The 18,920-nt window shown below is 47.4% G+C and carries 17 protein-coding genes; 4 read left to right on the top strand and 13 right to left on the bottom strand.

What is annotated here, in order from left to right; all coding sequences use genetic code 11:
* Positions 1 to 7: 7 nt before the first annotated feature.
* Positions 8 to 2,233, bottom strand: coding sequence for a hypothetical protein (locus tag ACE3K2_RS02095; protein ID WP_421886120.1), 2,226 nt, complete (start codon positions 2,231 to 2,233; stop codon positions 8 to 10).
* A 172-nt stretch (positions 2,234 to 2,405) separates the two neighbouring features.
* On the opposite strand from ACE3K2_RS02095, the gene ACE3K2_RS02090 reads away from it, so the two are divergent.
* The 3 genes from ACE3K2_RS02090 (at position 2,406) to ACE3K2_RS02080 (ending at position 4,673) form a co-directional block, all read left to right on the top strand.
* The gene (locus tag ACE3K2_RS02090) at positions 2,406 to 2,597 is read left to right on the top strand and encodes a hypothetical protein (RefSeq protein ID WP_421886117.1); all 192 of its coding nucleotides are present in this window, start codon (positions 2,406 to 2,408) and stop codon (positions 2,595 to 2,597) included.
* 493 nt (positions 2,598 to 3,090) lie between these two features.
* On the top strand, positions 3,091 to 4,335 hold the full coding sequence (locus ACE3K2_RS02085; protein ID WP_421886114.1) for a DNA polymerase IV: 1,245 nt from the start codon (positions 3,091 to 3,093) through the stop codon (positions 4,333 to 4,335).
* Complete coding sequence (locus ACE3K2_RS02080) at positions 4,332 to 4,673, top strand: YolD-like family protein (RefSeq protein ID WP_421886111.1); 342 nt, start codon at positions 4,332 to 4,334, stop codon at positions 4,671 to 4,673. Before ACE3K2_RS02085 ends, ACE3K2_RS02080 begins: the two co-directional genes overlap by 4 nt.
* Before the next feature lie 227 nt (positions 4,674 to 4,900).
* On the opposite strand, the gene glsA is transcribed toward ACE3K2_RS02080, so the two are convergent.
* The 9 genes from glsA to ACE3K2_RS02035 all read right to left on the bottom strand — a co-directional run bounded on the left by glsA (position 4,901) and on the right by ACE3K2_RS02035 (position 16,739).
* Positions 4,901 to 5,842 (bottom strand): glutaminase A, encoded by a 942-nt coding sequence (gene glsA, locus ACE3K2_RS02075; RefSeq protein ID WP_421886108.1) that lies wholly within the window; start codon positions 5,840 to 5,842, stop codon positions 4,901 to 4,903.
* A gap of 134 nt (positions 5,843 to 5,976) precedes the next feature.
* Positions 5,977 to 6,459, bottom strand: a complete 483-nt coding sequence (locus ACE3K2_RS02070) for a GNAT family N-acetyltransferase (protein ID WP_421886104.1) — start codon at positions 6,457 to 6,459, stop codon at positions 5,977 to 5,979.
* 259 nt (positions 6,460 to 6,718) lie between these two features.
* Positions 6,719 to 7,954: an L-lactate MFS transporter gene (locus ACE3K2_RS02065; RefSeq protein ID WP_421886869.1), complete on the bottom strand. Its 1,236-nt coding sequence runs from the start codon at positions 7,952 to 7,954 to the stop codon at positions 6,719 to 6,721.
* A 180-nt stretch (positions 7,955 to 8,134) separates the two neighbouring features.
* The gene (locus tag ACE3K2_RS02060) at positions 8,135 to 8,932 is read right to left on the bottom strand and encodes a LytR/AlgR family response regulator transcription factor (protein WP_421886101.1); all 798 of its coding nucleotides are present in this window, start codon (positions 8,930 to 8,932) and stop codon (positions 8,135 to 8,137) included.
* A 10-nt stretch (positions 8,933 to 8,942) separates the two neighbouring features.
* Positions 8,943 to 10,595 (bottom strand): LytS/YhcK type 5TM receptor domain-containing protein, encoded by a 1,653-nt coding sequence (locus ACE3K2_RS02055; protein WP_421886865.1) that lies wholly within the window; start codon positions 10,593 to 10,595, stop codon positions 8,943 to 8,945.
* 934 nt (positions 10,596 to 11,529) lie between these two features.
* The gene (locus ACE3K2_RS02050; RefSeq protein WP_421886098.1) at positions 11,530 to 11,817 is read right to left on the bottom strand and encodes a stage VI sporulation protein F; all 288 of its coding nucleotides are present in this window, start codon (positions 11,815 to 11,817) and stop codon (positions 11,530 to 11,532) included.
* A gap of 114 nt (positions 11,818 to 11,931) precedes the next feature.
* On the bottom strand, positions 11,932 to 13,977 hold the full coding sequence (recG, locus tag ACE3K2_RS02045; protein ID WP_421886095.1) for an ATP-dependent DNA helicase RecG: 2,046 nt from the start codon (positions 13,975 to 13,977) through the stop codon (positions 11,932 to 11,934).
* 10 nt (positions 13,978 to 13,987) lie between these two features.
* Positions 13,988 to 14,851, bottom strand: a complete 864-nt coding sequence (locus ACE3K2_RS02040) for a DegV family protein (protein ID WP_421886092.1) — start codon at positions 14,849 to 14,851, stop codon at positions 13,988 to 13,990.
* A gap of 76 nt (positions 14,852 to 14,927) precedes the next feature.
* On the bottom strand, positions 14,928 to 16,739 hold the full coding sequence (locus tag ACE3K2_RS02035) for a DAK2 domain-containing protein (protein ID WP_421886088.1): 1,812 nt from the start codon (positions 16,737 to 16,739) through the stop codon (positions 14,928 to 14,930).
* A 635-nt stretch (positions 16,740 to 17,374) separates the two neighbouring features.
* Between ACE3K2_RS02035 and rpmB the strand changes: the two genes are divergently transcribed.
* On the top strand, positions 17,375 to 17,563 hold the full coding sequence (gene rpmB, locus ACE3K2_RS02030; protein ID WP_017687459.1) for a 50S ribosomal protein L28: 189 nt from the start codon (positions 17,375 to 17,377) through the stop codon (positions 17,561 to 17,563).
* A 194-nt stretch (positions 17,564 to 17,757) separates the two neighbouring features.
* Here the strand turns inward: rpmB and spoVM are convergent, their stop codons facing one another.
* The 3 genes from spoVM to rpe all read right to left on the bottom strand — a co-directional run bounded on the left by spoVM (position 17,758) and on the right by rpe (position 18,920).
* Positions 17,758 to 17,838 carry a stage V sporulation protein SpoVM gene (spoVM, locus tag ACE3K2_RS02025; RefSeq protein WP_019424875.1) on the bottom strand — a complete coding sequence of 27 codons (81 nt, stop codon included), beginning with the start codon at positions 17,836 to 17,838 and terminating at the stop codon, positions 17,758 to 17,760.
* 167 nt (positions 17,839 to 18,005) lie between these two features.
* Positions 18,006 to 18,257, bottom strand: coding sequence for a hypothetical protein (locus tag ACE3K2_RS02020; protein WP_091014322.1), 252 nt, complete (start codon positions 18,255 to 18,257; stop codon positions 18,006 to 18,008).
* A 3-nt stretch (positions 18,258 to 18,260) separates the two neighbouring features.
* Positions 18,261 to 18,920 carry a ribulose-phosphate 3-epimerase gene (rpe, locus tag ACE3K2_RS02015; protein WP_017687456.1) on the bottom strand — a complete coding sequence of 220 codons (660 nt, stop codon included), beginning with the start codon at positions 18,918 to 18,920 and terminating at the stop codon, positions 18,261 to 18,263.

Below are 18,920 nucleotides of genomic sequence, written 5' to 3'. Positions count from 1 at the left end.
TACTCATTTATTCGATCTGAAAACTAGGAATTTTCCCGTAGCTCTTCTTCATTTTTTCGTAGCTTAGCTTCAGCCGCTCACTATACTGCACCTGCTCCCAAGGCTGCCAGCTATATACCGGCAATGTCTTCAGGTCCAGTGTCGTCTGTTCACCCCCAGGCCAGGATATGTTCTTCGTGGCACGGTCCGTTAACCATGGAATGAGGGTAACACCTTCCACAGCAACTGTGGAAAACTCACGTCCATTCTTGAGCGGTCCATAGTTGATCGCTTGCAGCGAACTTGGATCACCGAACCCAAGCAGCATCCAGGGAATTCGCATCTCCACCTGATTGCCGTTATACTGCCATGCCGTTAATGAATCCGTATCGGACTGACCGGGAGCCGTCGTCCCCCGTTTTAATGTTCCGACCTTTTCATTCATGAATGGATGAGCAGATCGGGTATCCGGCGGTGTCATCCTCAGGCTGACGGCCAGATTCCATGGGTGGAACGGATCTGAGGAATCGGACTGCTGATCTGGCAGCATGTCGTATCCTTCCTTGCCATACAGTCGCTGGTTAAAGTCATAGTCCTTGGCGATCTCCACCTGAGATTCCTTTTCCTGTCCCAGTGTAATCACTGTCTCAAGACCATCACTGAGCGTCCGGCCCGGGAGTAACGTATCAGGCTGACTGCCTCCAGCAAGTGTATCTGTGCCAATTCGCAGCACCGTCTGATCCGGGTCAAAAGGTTGATCCAAGGTCAGCCCAATATACAGATAGGCTTCATCATGGGTCATCTTCATTTCCTGAATGCCATCCACTTGGCCCTGCCAGGTGGTGACTTCTTCATCCTTCAGGTCCTGCCAATCATCCAGTGATCCGTCGATGGTCAACTGTTCCTGTTTACCCGGGTCCATGGCAAGCAGACCAAACATCTTCTCGTTTGTCAGCACGTTCAGCCAATATGCACGGCGATCAGCCGGGATTTCCAGTGGCATGGTGTTCCATGTTTTTTTGAACCATTCATCCTGCCACATGAACAAAATCGCTCCCGAGTATCCTTCATCATAGATATCCTGCGTCAATGACGCGTCAATATCTCCCTGCTCTACTTCGTTATGTCCACCCTGATTTCGTCCTCCCATACCCAGATGGGAAATACCTAGAGAAGAGGGTACGCCATACTCTGTAATCATTACAGGCATATCGGTAAACTCGGCTTTTAGCTTGCGCAGATAACTTTTGTACGTGTTGTATTCCCCGTTCTCATCCTTGATCGTTTGAAGTGTTTTATCGATATGGAACAGATCCGGGTAATACGGGTACACATGGTAAGCTGCAAAATAACCTCCCTGCCACGCCTCCGGCTGAATATGCCGAGCATCCACACTGACAAGATCCTCTTCATACAGTGGCTCACCGGGATGATCCAGCACATCGGTCGTTACCCAGTTGGTGAAGGTCATCGGATGTTCCCATCCATACTTCTTCTCCAGAACCGCCGTATGATCCAGCAGTTCTGCAAGCCAGTTCTCGAACGGTGACGCTTCTGGACTTGCCGAGAAATAAGCTCCCTTGTACTGCGGTACGTCCGCATGTTTTGCGTTCGTGTTGTCTACCATCGCCGGGTCCCATTCCGTCCCCACATGCCAGGCCATCAAGTATTTTCCTGCATTTGTTTTGTATTTGCCGCTGGACTCTCCCTGCTTGGCAGGAATGTCCGCATCGCCATAGACAGCAGATACTGCCTTTTCAATCTCCTGTTTGAACGTCTGCTCAATATGGGCCGCATAGGCATCCTGCTTCTCAATCAACTCTTCTTCAGGTGACCATATGCCCTGTATAAAATACAACGGTTGCTCCCGGCCGCGGTTATATTCGACCAATGCGGAGTAGAAAATCGGTTCGTGAACCGTGTATACCCGGATTACATTGGCGCCCAGATCCTCAATCTGCTGGAACCATCGCAAGTAATCCTCTTTGGTCAGCGGGAATTCTCCCGGGTAATGTCCGGGTGAAGTTGCGCCCAGGTTGACACCTTTGACGAACATCTCCCTCCACGTTCCATCCGACCCATATTCCATGAACCGGTCTCCATCGGTCTTGAATTTCATCTCCGTGCCGTTCTCCGCTGTGTACGTAACGAGCTTGGGTTGCATATAGTGCCATCCGGCAAATATCCCACCGGTCACCACCACTGCGCCTGTCAACACCGTTAATAACCAGCGTCTTCGTCTTTGTCTGCTCATGTCGTTAGATTGCTCACCTCTCTAATATGCATCCTGCTTCAACAGCGAATGGTCCAACCTGAAGTTTACGAATCATTCCGCTTCGGATGTCCGCTTGGTAGAGATGTCAGCGGTGTAGTTCTCACTATAGCGCTAAGACTCTGCATTTGTAACTAGGCTGATGGAAGCAAACATGAAATGGAACATTCTGCCCATGATTCGTAAAAAGGACCATCAACTGGTACCGGGACGCCTCCGGGATACATGTGATCCCCGAACACTAATATTTGCTGGAATTGTATGGTTTGAATACCCTGCTGATCCTGCAATTCTGGAACCTTTATTGTTATGTGCAACGCGGGTACAGGCAACGTTTGTCGTTTGATCACATACCCCATTAAACGCGAGTCACTTTTTAAAGTTGCGGCCATTTTTACAGTATTAACCATAAAGATTACAAAATTGATACTATAGTCCGATAACGCATCAGCGATATTCCGCGTCACATCAAGGTTTTCTGAAAAATGCAGAAAATGAAAAAAGGACATCAGTCCCCCTCTATAGGACTGTGCCCATTTATAACTCTTTTACAAAAAGCTGAATGAACGCCCGGTCATCGCCCAGAGGTCACAGATCTCTCACATTAAATGTAAAAAAGCACATCTTATTTCCTAATTACTGCCTCTAATATAGCCAACCCATAATTGTGTCCAATTTGCAAAATAATTCCGGTTGCCGCATTTCGAATTGTCGGATATGCTTATAAAACAAGAACACTTGTTCCATACTGTAAATAAACTGTTAATTATCGATATTGAAATGAAGATAGTCGACGCTTCACAGAAGAGCCCAGCATCACGAATAAGGAGAGAAGTCTTATGTCCCGCCAAGACAGACGTGTCATCATGCTGGCTGACTGCCAGTCATTCTATGCCAGTGTGGAGAAGTCTGCACATCCCGAATACAAAGACCGCCCCCTCGTTGTTGCGGGAGATCCGGCGCGCCGTTCGGGGATTATTCTTGCGGCCTGTCCACTCGCCAAGTCCTATGGAATTACAACAGCAGAACGACTGGGTGAAGCACTCGCCAAATGCCCGGATGTTGTTGTCGTTCGCCCGCGGATGGCCGAGTACATTCGGGTGTCCCTTCATATTACGCGCATCCTTCAGTCTTACACCGATTTGGTAGAACCCTATAGTATTGATGAACAGTTTCTCGATGTCACCGGAAGTCTGGATCTGTTCGGCAGTCCCGAGACCATTGCACGCAGCATTCAATCCAGAGTGATGGATGAGACGGGTGTGTACATTCGCATTGGTATCAGTGATACCAAAGTTGTCAGTAAAATGGCTTGTGACCTGTATGCCAAAAAAGTCCCCAGTGGCATCTGCACGCTGCCTCGCAAAGATCTGCCGTCCACCATCTGGAAGAAGCCCGTCCGAGACATGTTCATGGTCGGTTCCCGCATGGCGCAGCATCTCTATAAGATGGGGGTCCATACGATCGGTGATCTGGCCCAGACTCCACTATCCCGACTGAGAGAACGTTGGGGTGTGAATGGCGAGGTATTATGGCGTATCGCCCGCGGTATCGATGATTCCCCGGTCAAACCCGGGACATATGCTCATCAGCAGCAGGGCATCGGACATCAGATGACGCTACCCCGGGACTATGACTCCTGGGAAGATATCAAGGTGGTACTGCTTGAACTGGCGGAACTCGTCAGTCGACGTTCCCGGGACAAATCACTCATGGGCCATGTCGTCTCAGTTGGATGTCGCGGACAGGATTATGATCGGCCAACCGGTTTCTCCCGCCAGATGAAGGTAAATGAACCCACCAACATTACGGATGAAGTATACGATGCAGCAGCAGCTCTGTTCCTGCGCCATTGGGACGGATTACCCATCCGCCGCATCAGCGTGTCACTGACCGGACTTGTACCCGATTCCGAAGTGCAGCTGTCCTGGTTCGATGACCGCGAACGCAAAAGAGAACTGGAACGTGCGACAGATGATATCAAGCGCAGGTACGGAGATACCGCCATTATGCGGGCATCCTCCCTCTGCTCGTCCGCGCAAGCCCATGAACGTTCTCATAAAATTGGAGGTCATTATAAATGAGTAAAAAATTACAGCAAAACGGTATCTTCGAGTCCTCACGCATGATGCTCCCCGAACACCGGGAAGCCTACATTCTTCATCAGGAACAACTTGCTCCCCGCACCCGCCCATCCCTGGATGCCCAGGCGGCGGAAGAAATGTCCCGGTTACTCAGCAACTCGATGATGCTTGGAGATAAGGTCACCATTGCCTTGTTTCACGAACATGATGATATCCGTTACACCGGTCAGGTGCTTCGGCTGGACCGTCCTGCCCGTACCCTCAGACTACTGATGGAAGATGGGTCCCGGGATATTCAGATGAACCTCATTACAGATGTGGCCCTAGCCAATGACTGAATTAATCACTGAGGGCGTATATGCCCACCTCGATGTTGTGGATGTTCCATGATAGATGCAGCATGGTCGTTACCATGCAGGACTGCCTTCCTACACATTCTGATGAATACCAAAAACAGCCGACGAGACATATCCGTACCATTCACTTCGTTCAAAAGAAGCAAAATATCGGATACGTGATTCATCGGCTACGTATGATCGTAGATTCTATTTTTTTAGAAAGCTTTCTAGAAAAAGCTCCAGTCGAATTCCTTGGACAGACGTTCGAGCAGATGCACGCCGGCAATACTGTTCCCTTTGCGATTCAGCGCCGGGCCAACTAGACCTATGCCGAATTGTCCGGGTACAAGGGTCAATATGCCTCCGGATACACCACTCTTGGCTGGCAATCCCACCTCAATTGCAAATTCGCCTGAAGCATTGTACATCCCGCAGGTCGTCATGAAGGTTTTGGCAATCTGTACATATCGGCGAGGAATAAGTTCATTGCCCGTAATCGGATCTGTCCCATCATAAGCCAGAACAAGTGACATCCGTGCCAGATCGGCACAGGTGACTTCAATGGAGCAATGACGGAAATACACGGCAAGTACATCTTCCACGTCATCCTTGATCACGCCATTATGCTTCAGGAAATAACCAAGTGAACGATTCAGGTGACCGCTCTCCGATTCGGACTGGAATACCTCTTCGTTATAGCCCAGCTGATCATTATTCGCCAGTTTGCGGAAAAACTCCAGAATGCGGCGTGATTTCTCTTCCTTGCAGTCACCTGCAATGAGGGAGGACACCGTAATTGCACCCGCATTGATTAAAGGATTAAACGGGATTCCGGGTTCAACCAATTCAAGCTTGATCATCGAATCGTAATCGTCGCCTGTGGGTTCTTTTCCTACATTAAAGAAGACGGCCTCTTCCCCATGATCCATCAGGGCCAGAATAAGGGTAAATACTTTGGAGATACTTTGCATCGTAAATGGGACACCACAATCCCCTGCCGATACATGGTTCCCTTCGGCGTCCATGATATGTATACCAAGCTCATCCTGAGAGGCTTTGACAAGCTCCGGGATATAAGAAGCCACCTTACCCTGACCGGTATGCAGACGACTAGTTTCCAGCCATTCCGGCAGTAACGCATTCAGACGTTCCATGGTTGAATTGCTCATATGCCATCTCCTCCACATCTCTATATGTGCATCCTGCATGAAATGTGCATGGGTGAACTCCCATGATGTAATGCGTTTCCAGCCATCTCATGCAAAATGCCTTATATTATCTGATTACCCTCAGACTGCCCTCTTTATCGCTTCATTTGAAGATCTAACTCCATAATCTCACCAGGAAGACCATCGTAATCACCTGTCCAGGTGGATACAAAGTTCTGTCTGGTCAAGATCTGGCGGGAAGCAGCGTTAGCCGGATCGATAACGGCATAGAGTGATCCAATGCCTGCGGCTTGTGCCTGGATAATCAACCGCGACGCTATGGACGTGCCTTGGCCTTTGCCCCAATGTTCAGGCAGGATCATGTACCCTATCTCTGCTCTGGTCGGGTCCTCTTGATCTGGAATCAATTTGGCATACGCCACACCTGCACCATCTTCACTAAATACCCGGTAATGGCCACAAGTGGAACGCTCATTAAAATCCAGCATGGACTCGAATTGCGTTCTCGCCTCTTGCTCCGGCATTACACGTTCTGTAATCTGTTTCATCACTTCCATATTGGATACCAGTGCATAATAATCATCAAAATCAGGTTGTGTGTATTTAATGAATTTCATGATATGCCTCCTCTGGGGTACATAACTTGGTCTTGGTGTTGTTGAATTCACCTAGAGTATAACAGAAGCGAAAGATGGAATGCACACAAGGTACCACGCTTGCAGGCAACCAGATCGTCCAATAGGTCAACCGACTGGCAATCTGATACCCTAGATACCAAAAAGCGGCCTCAACTGAGACCGCTTTGTTTACTTTGTTTTTTAATTTGCTATTTAAGATGAAGAAATATTCTCTGTTCCGTACTTCCGGTGCATGTTGTTAGCTTGCTCGTGATGAAGGCTTAAGGTTCATCTGTTTTTCACGTTGACGTGCACGACGACCTTGACCTGGAGGGGTAATAATCAGTGCGAGCAACAACGAAACAGCGCAGAGTACAGCAATCACAATGAAGGTTAGATGGAATCCGCCCAGCAGGGCGCTGATGAATGATCCTGCCAAAGCACCAAATCCAAATCCCTGATAGATCACACCATAGTTTTTGCTCTGATTTTTCAGTCCGAAGTAATCAGCTACAATCGCCGGGAATACCGTAATGTTACCACCGAAGCAGAATGCAACGGCCGCGACACAGGCGAAGAAAATCCCGAATGTCAGTGGAACCAGACTCAGTGTCATGACAGCTACGGCTGTAACCAGCAGCGCACCAGCGATGACTTTCATCCGTCCTACTTTATCCGACAGCGCACCGAGAATAATACGTCCTGCCGTATTAAAGATCGCAACCATGGCCACTGCGTTGGCAGCTGTTGCTACATCAAGACCTGCAAGCTGTACACCGATATCTTTGACAATACCGATCAGATACAAGCCGCTCATACACGCCGTGAAGAAAATAACAAACAGCATATACGCTTCTTTTGTACGCAACATCTCTTTCACTGTATAGTCATGACGTGCTACGACTTGTTTGGACCCTTCCTTGCTTGTTGGAGCCTGTTCACGAACAACAGCTTCACGAATCAGGAATGATCCCGCAACGACCAGAACCAGAACGATAATGCCCCAATACATAAATGCCTGAGCGGGACCAACGGAACCAATCAATGCCGAGTTCACATATTTGAACAATAGACTGCCGGTACCAAAGGCGCCGACCGAGATCCCCGAGATCAGACCTTTACGCTCAGGGAACCATTTAATAAGATTAGACAGTGACGTAATGTACGCCGTACCATCTGCAAAACCAACAACAAATCCAGCCAAAATGTACAGCAGTGTTAACGAAGTGACTTGGGAACTCAGAATAAGACCCAGCCCAAGCACAACCCCGGCTACACGGATCAGGCGCTGAAGACCCCACCGTTCCTGCAACCGACCTGCAAACAATGTGGCAAATGCCAAAGCAAAACTGGTAATTGAAAAAGTTATCGCGACCGAGCTGACGTCCCATCCGAAACGGTCAGACAGCGGTTGATTAAATAAACTCCAAGTATAGATGGTTCCAAGACCCATTTGTACAATGATGGTCCCCAAAACAATAAGCCAGCGGTTCATTTTTGTAGGTGCAGATGTTGTTTCAGGTGTTGATGAAGCTGATGAAATTGCTGCTTTCATCGTGATCTCCCCTTTGCCGATGTCATATACATGAATGCGTTCACAAGCTAATCATACATGAAAGGGGATTCATTACACCGTTTTGAGCATGAGTTGCATCAGATGCGGAATGAAATGCTTCTAGATGCGCATGAGTTGCCTGAATTCTTTGACCTTCCCGCGACTCACGGGTACTTCGGCTTCCAGATCGCGCAGGCGGAGCAGATACGTATTGTTGAACCAAGGCACGATTTCACGGATTTGCGACAGATTTACAACGTACGAACGGTGGCAGCGAAAGAACGTGTCCTGAGGCAGACGGCTGTGAAAATCCGATATGCTCACTGGCATGGTGAACTCCCCATTTTTGGTATATACCTTCGTTACTTTCTCCTGCGCTTCCGCATAGTAGATATCTGCCGTATCCGTAACAATAATATTGTCATTCCGCAGCAGATTAATTCTTCTGTCCGTATGGGAATTCATATCCCGTATCAGTTCACCCGGCATAGCAGCAGATTCGTCCGCTGCTGTGGCTTGTCCATCCTCAACATGTTGCTCCATCGGCGTATGATCACGCTTGAAAGCCATCTCCAGCTTATGGAGCATCGCAGCGATTCTCTTCTCGTCATAAGGCTTTAGAATATAATCGAACGCCTCCAATTCAAAGGCTTCTGCTGCATGATCCTTATACGCCGTAGTAAATACAATATAGGGTTTGGTTGCAAACTTCCCAATATGATGGGCCAGCATCATGCCGTCCAGCGAGGGAATATTAATATCGAGGAAAATGACGTCAACTTCTTGGTCCTGCAAAAATTTCAGTACATCCAGCCCATCTTCAAGGCGATCCACCACTTCAATCTGACTATGTTCGTGGATTAAATAATTTAATTCCTCGCTTGCCAGAATCTCGTCTTCCACAATAAGAGCTCTCATTGATCCATCATCACCTTGTTACGACATCTCCTTTGGGCACATCAAATAAAATATCGGTTCCTTGTTCCAGCCGTGTAATGGTTACACCTTGTCCGTAAATAAGCTTGACCCGGCGATGCACATTATACAGCCCGATCTGGTTACCAGGCATACGGTCATGGTAGACGCGCTCAATAATATCTGCACTAATACCTGCTCCTGTATCACTGACACTGATTCGCACAAACTCCGGATAATCCTGTACCCGAATTCGAACAGTCCCGGGTCCTTTCACCTTGAGAATGCCATGTATAATTGCATTTTCGACGAGCGGTTGGATAACAAGACTCGGAATATGCACCGCGACCTCATCAATCTCATAGATCACGTTAAGTCGGCTGCCAAAGCGAGCTTTCTCAATCTCTACATAATTTCGGACTTGCTCCAGTTCCTTATGAATATCGATTAACTCATCCGACAGCTCCAGATTGTAACGCATGTACCCGGATAGATTCACAATCAGCTCCCGCGCACGATCCGGTTTGGTTCGGATGGACGAAGCAATTGCATTTAGCGCATTAAACAGAAAATGCGGATGAATGGTTGTCTGTAATGCGCGGAGCTCTGCTTTGTTGGCAGCAGCCTTAATCTCTTCTACCCGTGATACCTCCATCTGGGTGGAGATGATCTGCGACAGACCTACGGCCATCGTTTGCAAAGGATACGTAATTTTGTACGCTTTGCGATAATAGATTTTGAGTGCACCTGTAATGTCTCCTCGTTCTTTGAGCGGAATGATTAACAGCGAGTGGATATCCGGTGTTTTTTCATCAATGACATCATTACTGATTGTAATCTCCCCGCTGGAGATCGTCTTCTTGGTCATCTCACTTATAATTTCATTACCAATATGATATCGTTCCTCACCAAATCCTACATAAGCCAATACATTCCGAGTATCTGTAATCGCAACCGCATCAGCCTGAATATCCTCCTGAATAATATGGCAGATCTTGCGCAGAGAATCCTCATCGATGGAACGGAAATACGGCAAAGTCTTGTTCGCAATCTCCAGTGCCAACTTCGCCTGACGGGCTGCAATCATTTCCTTTTCCCCTTCAACACTCTGCACCAGGAGCACAATCAGCCCAATATTAACTTCACCCAGGATCATGGGCAGTGCAATCTTCGAAACAATATCGGCACCCAGTGGATCGGGATAGGAAAATAGCAGGATGAATAACATCGTGAGCGCTTCGCAGATCATTCCGGCACCAATACCGATAATCCATCGCTTAGGCTTGGCCGTATACTTATGTATATATCCGGAGACCAGACCTGCAAGGATACTCGTGATTAGACACGGTATGGCTGTGACCCCATCCATATCGATCAAATACCGATGCAACCCGGAGACTATCCCCGTAATAATACCCACAGGCGCTCCAAACAAAATACCACCCGATAACACGGCGATGATCCGTACATTCACCAGTGAACCTTCAACATTAATGCCCGTATACGTCCCGAAGATGGCAAAAGCACAGAACAACAAGGTAACCGCAACAGACTCCTGCCACCTTAAATTCCCCTTTTGCAGAATCTGCCTGAACCTCGGCACCCTCGACAGAAAGAATAAAAATATAATCAGCAGCGCCGCTCGTTCAAATAAACCCAGCAGCATCGTAAACATCTCCAATCGTACTTCCTCCACATCTCTCCAAAATAAATATATGTCTCATTGTAATGCCATTACAACATCTATAAAATGAAGCCTGATTCACACACATCTCGTATGCAACAGTTTACCGCTCACTCTTGAGGAAAGCAAAGTACATCTTGTGAAAATCATAAAAAGAGGCATATGTAAAGGTCAACGACCACCTTCTATTTCCATAAAATCAACAAATACAGAAATTCCTGTGATATAATTAATCAGTTGTCATGTTATCCCAGTTATTAACGAATTTTATTTACAGAAAGGTGTTTATGCATGCTTGCCATTTTACTCCTGGGTTCATTTTTTCTTCTTAGTCTAATATGGGTTACCCTATATGCTGTCTCCAGACGAAGTCAACAACCCGATCGCTCAACAAGGCTTGTCCTTCAACTGATTTTATTTATCTCAACCCTGATCTTACTTGTGCAGGACTACATTCTGAAAGAATTCCCTTCCAATAGCATTATCATTGTAGTTCTAATCATAACTTTAATATTCATCAGCTCTTTACAGGATAAAAGCAAGAGTACAAGAGATGAAAATACATAAACACAATCGAAAGCGCACTAAGACTATCTTCATCCTTGCTGCTCTTCACCACACAAAAAAAGGGTGTTCCATCATGTCATCTACATGACTTCATGGAACACCCCTTCTTAATATTACCATACAATCATTCGATGTAATTTGGTCTTTCTAAAATACTTTCGTTTACACCACAACGGAGAGTGCAGAACCAATCTGAAGAAGCGAAGCGCTCGCCTTTATCACCGGATTTTACCCTTGGAAAGGGTAAATCAGAAAATCCGGGGATAACAGCGATCGGAAGATGGTACTGCACTCGTAGTGCCCCCATGTAAACAACTCTCTTTATCCCACCCAACATTACATCGAATCCCTACCTAAACATCCCCCACAGCTTAATCAAATGAAACGTATTGTTTGGATCAATCTTCTGTGCAAGCACAAACGCAACAAACTGCTCTTCCTGTGCAGCAGAGAAATTCTCATTCATAATGACTGCGGAAGACTTGACCAGCCTTCTGACCTTAGCCTTATCTTGCAGATCAGACTTGGTCACACCCTCAATCAACTTTTTGATACGCTCTTTGACAGCCGGATTTTTCATCTTTAATTTGATCCGCTCCACCAGCTGCGGACTAATTCCATATTGTTGATAACCCAAAACGTACAGCACCTCCCAAAGAATAAACTCACTTCTTATTCATATGTCGGAAGGGCTTGTACACTTGTCTTTTTTTACAAAGGTCAACCGAAAAAACAGCTATCCTGGGAAGGTTTAGTCAATCAGATCACCTTTGAACACTTGCTGTTGCTGCAGGAAATCACGCAGAGGTGTATAGTCCATAGAGGTCCAGAAGGTCGCATCCTCAATCAACTGGGATACATCATCTCTGGCCTGTTCGAGCACAGCAAAATCGGCAACCATGTCGGCAAGACGGAACTCGGGCAAGCCGCTCTGTTTTGTACCAAAGAAATCACCCGGACCCCGGAGGTCCAGATCCCGCCGGGATACCTCGAATCCATCCTCCGTTTCCGTCATGACCTTCATGCGTTCCTGTCCGACCTCTGTCTTGGGATCCGCAATGAGTACACAATAGGATGCATGGGCACCACGCCCCACCCGACCACGAAGCTGATGCAGCTGGGACAGACCGAAACGATCCGCATCCATAATGACCATTAACGTGGCATTTGGCACATCGACCCCAACCTCCACCACGGTGGTGGAGACAAGCAACTGAATATCATTGCTATAGAATTCACGCATCATCTCTTCTTTCTCCGCAGCGGTCATCCGTCCGTGCAGCAGACCTACGCGATATTTCGGAAAGTTCTGCTGCATCTGCACATGCAGATCAATCGCATTCTGCACATCCAGCTTCTCCGACTCTTCTATGAGGGGACAGATCAGATAGGCCTGACGTCCCTGATCCACTTCTCTGGAGATAAACCCGAGCACTCGCTCCATCATGTCGTGTTTAACCCAATACGTGGAGATTGGAATCCGTCCTTTCGGACGCTCTGAGATCGTGGATACCTCAATATCCCCAAAAGCCGTAATCGCAAGTGTCCGTGGAATGGGCGTAGCCGTCATCGTTAACACATCCGGATTATAGCCTTTGCGTCGTAAAACGCTGCGCTGATTCACCCCGAAGCGGTGCTGCTCGTCCGTCACCACAAGACCCAGATCACGGAAGAAAACATCTTCCTGAATCAGGGCGTGTGTCCCCACCACGATATCAATCATGCCCATTTGCAACGAGGCGATCAGATCTTTACGCTTACGCCCATTTACACTGCCTGTTAACAGCCCTACGGTTACCCCAAACGGTTCAAATAGCTTTTGCAGTGAACGCATATGCTGCTCCGCCAGAATCTCCGTAGGTACCATCAAAGCCCCCTGGAAACCGGATCGAACAGTTGTGTATAACGCAATTGCCGCAATAACCGTTTTACCCGATCCTACATCACCCTGCAATAACCGATTCATTGCATAGGGCGAACGCATATCATGCAGAATTTCAAGCTCGACCTTTTTCTGAGCGTCTGTCAGTTCAAATGGTAAACTCCGTACAAACTCACGAATCGTTGTATTGTCCGTTGTATGTACCACGCCATCCATGCGATTTCGGTTGAGCGCACGGTACGCCTGCATTTTCAACTGGAACAGAAACAGTTCTTCATACACCATCCGCTGTCTGGCCTGTTGGCCTTCCCGGTTGTCCTGTGGACGATGAATCCCCGCAATCGCCTGTTTACGTGGCATCAAGCTGTATTTGTTCATCAAGGATTGGGGCAAAATCTCGGGAATCATATCTCCAAATTGAATTAATCCCTGATTGATCGTTTTCCGCATCCATTGTTGCGTCAGCTTGCCGGTTACCGAATATACAGGTTGCAGTGTACCTGAACGCCCATCCCCTTTATCCGGGAACTCCGAGTCAGTCACTGTCATCTGCATACGTTTTTGTTCCCATTTTCCCGTAATCACAATCTCCCGATTGGGGGTAAGCTGTTCTTTAAGAAAATGGCGATTGAACCAGGTGGCTGTAATCATCCACTCTTCCGTCATGATCTTACAGGTAAGACGGGACTTTTTACCATATCGTTGTAATACAGGAATACCCATTACCTGTCCTTGGACCGTAATCTTGTCCCCATCCTTCACTTCACTAAGTGAACGCAGACGATAATCCTCATAACGGAACGGATAATATTCAAGCAAGTCTTTAACAGTAGAGATGCCAAAGGCGTGAAGCTCTCCCTCTTTGAGAGCACTCACGCCGTTAATTTGCTTAACTGATATTTCTTCCAATTTCATGTCTAATCCCTCATTCCGGAACAGGCCACATAAAGATCGCAATGACACCAGGTCCAACATGGCTACCGATTACGGCTCCAATATTGGTATAGATCACTTCATTCAGTGTAAAATGACCACGCAGCTGCTCTGCACAAGCGATTGCTGATCCCGGGTCAGCGGTATGACCTACCGCCAGGTTAACCCGTTTGCCTGCAAGATCCTTCTGGAACAGCTCAATAATGCGTGCCATTGCTTTTTTATGACCTCTGACTTTCTCAACTGCATAGATCACGCCTTCTTCATCAATAGACAGGATCGGCTTAATGTTAAGCAGCGTTCCCAAGATGGCTGAAGCTTTGCCAATTCGACCGCCTTTTTGCAGATACTCAAGAGTATCCACAAGAAAGAACAATTTACGAGATTGTTGCATCCCTTCAATGGCAGCAGCGATTTCGACTGAGGACTTCCCCTGTTCGGCAAGTTCAGCAGCCTGTACTACCATTAGACCGTATCCATACGATGCTGACTTCGAATCCAGCACGGTGATGTCACCCTCACGCTCCAGCAAAGATTTTCCAAGCATCGCCGATTGGTAGGTACCACTCATGCCAGATGACAGGTGGATGGATACAATCGGGCGTTCAGGGTTCTCATCAAGCAGTGCTTGATATACATTCATGAAATCGGTTGGAGAGGGCTGTGAAGTTGTAGGCAACACAGAACTCTTCTTCAATTTTTCGTAGAACTGTTCCGAAGTCAGATCAACGCCATCTGCATAGTTCTCTTCACCGAACAGAACGCGCAGCGGAACAATATGAATCCCGTATTTGCGGATGAGTTCTTCTGGAATATCTGCCGTACTGTCTGTTACTATCGCAACCTTGTGGCTCATGACTCTCCTCCTCTTTGCTAGAGTGCTATTAGTACCTGCTCAAAAAGTCAACAAATGACTTTTTGAGCAACCTTTATTAGGACTCTACGGAGAACAAATAATAATACACAGGCTGTCCTCCACGATGGACCTCTACCTCAGCATCAGGATACTGTACTTCAAGCCATGCAGCGAGGGCAGCAGTTACCTCAGGGTCAGCTTCGTCCCCTTCAAGGATCGTCACCACTTCATCTCCGCTCTCCATCATCTGTTTGAGCAGACCTTCACATGCTTGAAGCATGGCTTCATCCGTCGCTACAATCTTGGAGTTATGAATACCGATATAGTGCCCCGCCTTGATATCCAATTCATCATATTGCGTATCACGAACCGCATGAGTCACTTGACCGGACTGCACCCGACTGATTGCCTCCAACATGTGGTCACGGTTCGTTTCCGCAGACTCATCTTCCTGGAAAGCAAAGGCAGCAGCCATTCCCTGTGGAATGGTCTTGCTTGGAATAACCGTAATTCGGCGCTCATCCTCAAGCAGTTCACGTGCCTGCTCCGCAGCCAGTACAATATTCGAGTTATTCGGGAGTATAAATACCTGCTCCGCAGCAATGGAACGAACGGCTTTTACAAAATCTTCAGTACTCGGATTCATCGTCTGTCCACCGGACAGAACAACATCAACGCCAAGACTTTGGAAAATCTCTGCTATACCGTCACCGGACGATACCGCAATAAAACCATACGGTGCCATCTCATCTGCAGGAAGCACGGCCTCTTCCATACTGCGCGCTGCCTCAGGTGGAATCTCTGCAAACAATTCAGGTGATGGAGCAATGTCCATACCTGCTGTCAGAAGATCCCGATGCTGTTCACGCATATTCAGAATATGAATCTGTGTGATTTCCCCATAATGCAGTGCCAGGTTTAACACATCGCCTGGTGTTTTGGAATGGACATGAACTTTGATGACCTCATCATCGGCAATGATAATGATCGAATCTCCATTAACTGACAACGCTTTCCGGAATGCTTCATCATCAAATGCCACTCCCGCGTTCTCTCCAAGCTCACGATTAATGAAGAATTCCATATCATACAGGAATTCAATATCTTCCGTTTCCAATCTCGCCTGAGCAGATAAAGGCATCTCCGGCGCAATCACCTGCTGCTGTGCAGGCTTCTTGATATCCACTTCTGTCGGTGCAGCCGGTTTCAAAGCAGATGCTGCCACGGATGGGGTTACTTCTTTGTTCAGCGAAGTACGATTCACACCGTCACTTTGCAGCAATACTTCCATAAAGCCCTCGTAGATATATACAAGCCCCTGACCACCTGAATCCACAACACCAACCTGTTTCAGTACAGGAAGTAATTCCGGAGTCATTGCCAGTGCTTCTTTTGCTTTTAACAAAACTTCATTCATTAATTCAGTAATATCATTCGTCCGTCTTGCGTAGTAATTGGCATGTTTCGCCGCTTCCTTCGCTACGGTAAGAATGGTCCCTTCAACGGGTTTTACGACTGCTTTGTAAGCTGCGTCAACACCGTTCTGCAGGGCTGCTGCAAATTGGAGCGTATTCAGTTCCTCATAGGGAGCAGCTGAACGACTAAAACCACGGAACAATTGTGACAGAATAACTCCTGAATTCCCCCGTGCGCCCATAAGCAGGCCTTTTGATAGAATACCGGCAGCTTCTCCGATGGAGGCAGAACTTTTTCTTTTAATCTCTGCAACTCCTGCACTCATTGTCAAATTCATGTTCGTTCCCGTGTCACCATCCGGCACAGGGAAAACATTCAGGGAATTGACGTGCTCTGCATGCTGTCCAAGTTGTTCCGCTCCGGCGAGTACCATTGCGGTGAAATCTGTTCCATTTAAAGAACGTATACTCAAGTGAGAATTCCCCTTCCTAGCTTGATACACGAACACCTTGCACCAAGATGTGTCTGGTCTGTTCATGCGCTAACGCGGACTGCGTTATTCTTCGTCCATACCTTGTCCGGCACAGGCATACAATACAACATGTCAGCCGGATTAACGGTCTGGGCGGCCGGGCTACCAATATCCTGCACTCTCTGCACCCTAACTTCGGGGCATACGGATATGCACCGGTATCAAGAGCCGGCATGAATGCCGCATGGAGACTGGTGCCAAAGATGGAATGCCGCAGCTCACAGCGTTGCCAAAAAGCAGACCACCGACCTCTAGGTACGGTTTATTCTCCGACTTCCTCGCGGCAACAGCCTGTTCACCACTGTATTATGGACTACTCAACATTGTACTATATTAGACAAGAGAAATAAATAAAGTTTTTGGATCAGTTGACGAAGCTTTTTTGATTATGATATTATATTCAAGTATTGTTTTATGCAGGTTAAGTAATGGAAATGATCCGGTCATGCCGGCTTAAACAACGCCATTAGCTACTGAAGCCTGGTCTTTATGATCAGGAAGAACAATTTAGTCCTTATGGAATGACTTTTCGTTTCTGAAGGCAACTGGTTATTTTAGGATAGGAGGTGTAATCTATGTCTCGCAAATGTTATGTGACAGGTAAGAAACCGGGCACCGGTAACCACGTATCCCACGCTAACAACCGTAACCGTCGTACTTGGGGCGTAAACGTTCAGAAGGTCCGCATTCTCGTTGACGGCAAACCAAAACGTGTATACGTAAGCACCCGTGCACTGAAAGCCGGTAAAGTGACTCGCGTATAATCACGCAAAGCTACTATAAATCGGGTAAGCAAAAAGCACCTTGTTCCTTGCAGGTGCTTTTTTGGTATTCAAAAAAGGGATTCTTGAATACGCTCGTTAACATGTGAATGGCCGCCGCATGGCGCTTCGCAGGTACGAATTCCAGATAAGCCTGAGCCAAAGCGGCGGTATTCCCTGTTACCTTATCAATCGGATCAGTTCTTTTGAAACGTATTAAGAATCGCCTTTACAAACCCTCCCAAAAACTTCGGCAGTTTGAATGTGTAAAATTTCATAATTCACCCTCCCCATCATGCTCATGCGTCCGCCGTATCCTATGCTTCAGGCCTTTTTTACCTCAAACACGACAAAAAAGGCTACATGAGAAACCTGCTCATGTAACCATATTTATGCGGAACCATCGATCCCTATTCCACAATGACAAGCCCGAAGATCAGGTCATTTACGTTTGGGCAGGAATATATTGATAGACAGCGATCATGAAAACACTCAGTACATAATACAGTATGCTGAATATGACAAAAGTAACCCGATGTCCCGTACGATCAAATTTGCGGAAATACATAATAACAACGCCCACCCCGATTAACGACGTTATGGCATTAAACGGGGATTGAATAACCGCAAACAAAGCAAGCACAAGTCCCGTCACGAGACTCGCAGCCATCGTCCACAGTGTCTCCTTGAGGGTCATAGATCAGCCTCCGTAGCTACGGCGAATTTCAGTAATCGCGGCAGCACGATCCTCACGGCCAAATACGGCACTCCCCGCAACAAGCACATCCGCTCCAGCTTCCACCACAAGTGGGGCTGTATCGGCTGCAATTCCGCCATCTACTTCAATATGTACATCATGGCGTCCCTTTTCGTTCAACCAGGTACGAATTTGCTTGATTTTGTTCATGGTTCCCGAGATGAAAGCCTGTCCGCCAAATCCAGGATTCACCGTCATCACTAGAACCATATCCACATCATCCAGAACTTCGAGAATGGCAGACGCTGGCGTTCCCGGATTAAGGGCAACTCCTGCCTTGACTCCCTGCTCCTTGATCAGGTGAATAACCCGGTGCAGATGCACACATGCCTCAGCATGAACGGTAATTACCGCTGCACCCGCTTTGGCAAATTCCTCAACATAACGCTCCGGATTCTCAATCATCAAGTGCACGTCGAGCGGCAAACTGGTATGTGGAGCGATCGCCTTCACAATCGCAGGTCCAAGCGTAATATTAGGGACAAAATGACCGTCCATAACGTCAACATGAATCCAGTCTCCTCCTGCTGCTTGGGCTTCTGCAACTTCCGCACCCAGGCGGGCAAAATCAGCTGATAATATCGATGGGGCAATCTTAATCAT

The organism is Paenibacillus sp., from assembly GCF_048976745.1.
GTDB lineage: Bacteria > Bacillota > Bacilli > Paenibacillales > Paenibacillaceae > Paenibacillus.
The sequence above is the reverse complement of the archived record's forward strand: the minus strand, read 5'-3'. Positions and strand labels throughout refer to the sequence as shown.

Coding starts and splice junctions, on each gene's coding strand:
- ACE3K2_RS02095 (WP_421886120.1), bottom strand. CDS start 2,233: ATGAGCAGACAAAGACGAAGACGCTGGTTATTAACGGTGTTGACAGGC.
- ACE3K2_RS02090 (WP_421886117.1), top strand. CDS start 2,406: ATGAAATGGAACATTCTGCCCATGATTCGTAAAAAGGACCATCAACTG.
- ACE3K2_RS02085 (WP_421886114.1), top strand. CDS start 3,091: ATGTCCCGCCAAGACAGACGTGTCATCATGCTGGCTGACTGCCAGTCA.
- ACE3K2_RS02080 (WP_421886111.1), top strand. CDS start 4,332: ATGAGTAAAAAATTACAGCAAAACGGTATCTTCGAGTCCTCACGCATG.
- glsA (WP_421886108.1), bottom strand. CDS start 5,842: ATGAGCAATTCAACCATGGAACGTCTGAATGCGTTACTGCCGGAATGG.
- ACE3K2_RS02070 (WP_421886104.1), bottom strand. CDS start 6,459: ATGAAATTCATTAAATACACACAACCTGATTTTGATGATTATTATGCA.
- ACE3K2_RS02065 (WP_421886869.1), bottom strand. CDS start 7,954: ATGAACCGCTGGCTTATTGTTTTGGGGACCATCATTGTACAAATGGGT.
- ACE3K2_RS02060 (WP_421886101.1), bottom strand. CDS start 8,932: ATGAGAGCTCTTATTGTGGAAGACGAGATTCTGGCAAGCGAGGAATTA.
- ACE3K2_RS02055 (WP_421886865.1), bottom strand. CDS start 10,595: ATGCTGCTGGGTTTATTTGAACGAGCGGCGCTGCTGATTATATTTTTA.
- recG (WP_421886095.1), bottom strand. CDS start 13,977: ATGAAATTGGAAGAAATATCAGTTAAGCAAATTAACGGCGTGAGTGCT.
- ACE3K2_RS02040 (WP_421886092.1), bottom strand. CDS start 14,851: ATGAGCCACAAGGTTGCGATAGTAACAGACAGTACGGCAGATATTCCA.
- rpmB (WP_017687459.1), top strand. CDS start 17,375: ATGTCTCGCAAATGTTATGTGACAGGTAAGAAACCGGGCACCGGTAAC.
- spoVM (WP_019424875.1), bottom strand. CDS start 17,838: ATGAAATTTTACACATTCAAACTGCCGAAGTTTTTGGGAGGGTTTGTA.
- ACE3K2_RS02020 (WP_091014322.1), bottom strand. CDS start 18,257: ATGACCCTCAAGGAGACACTGTGGACGATGGCTGCGAGTCTCGTGACG.
- rpe (WP_017687456.1), bottom strand. CDS start 18,920: ATGATTAAGATTGCCCCATCGATATTATCAGCTGATTTTGCCCGCCTG.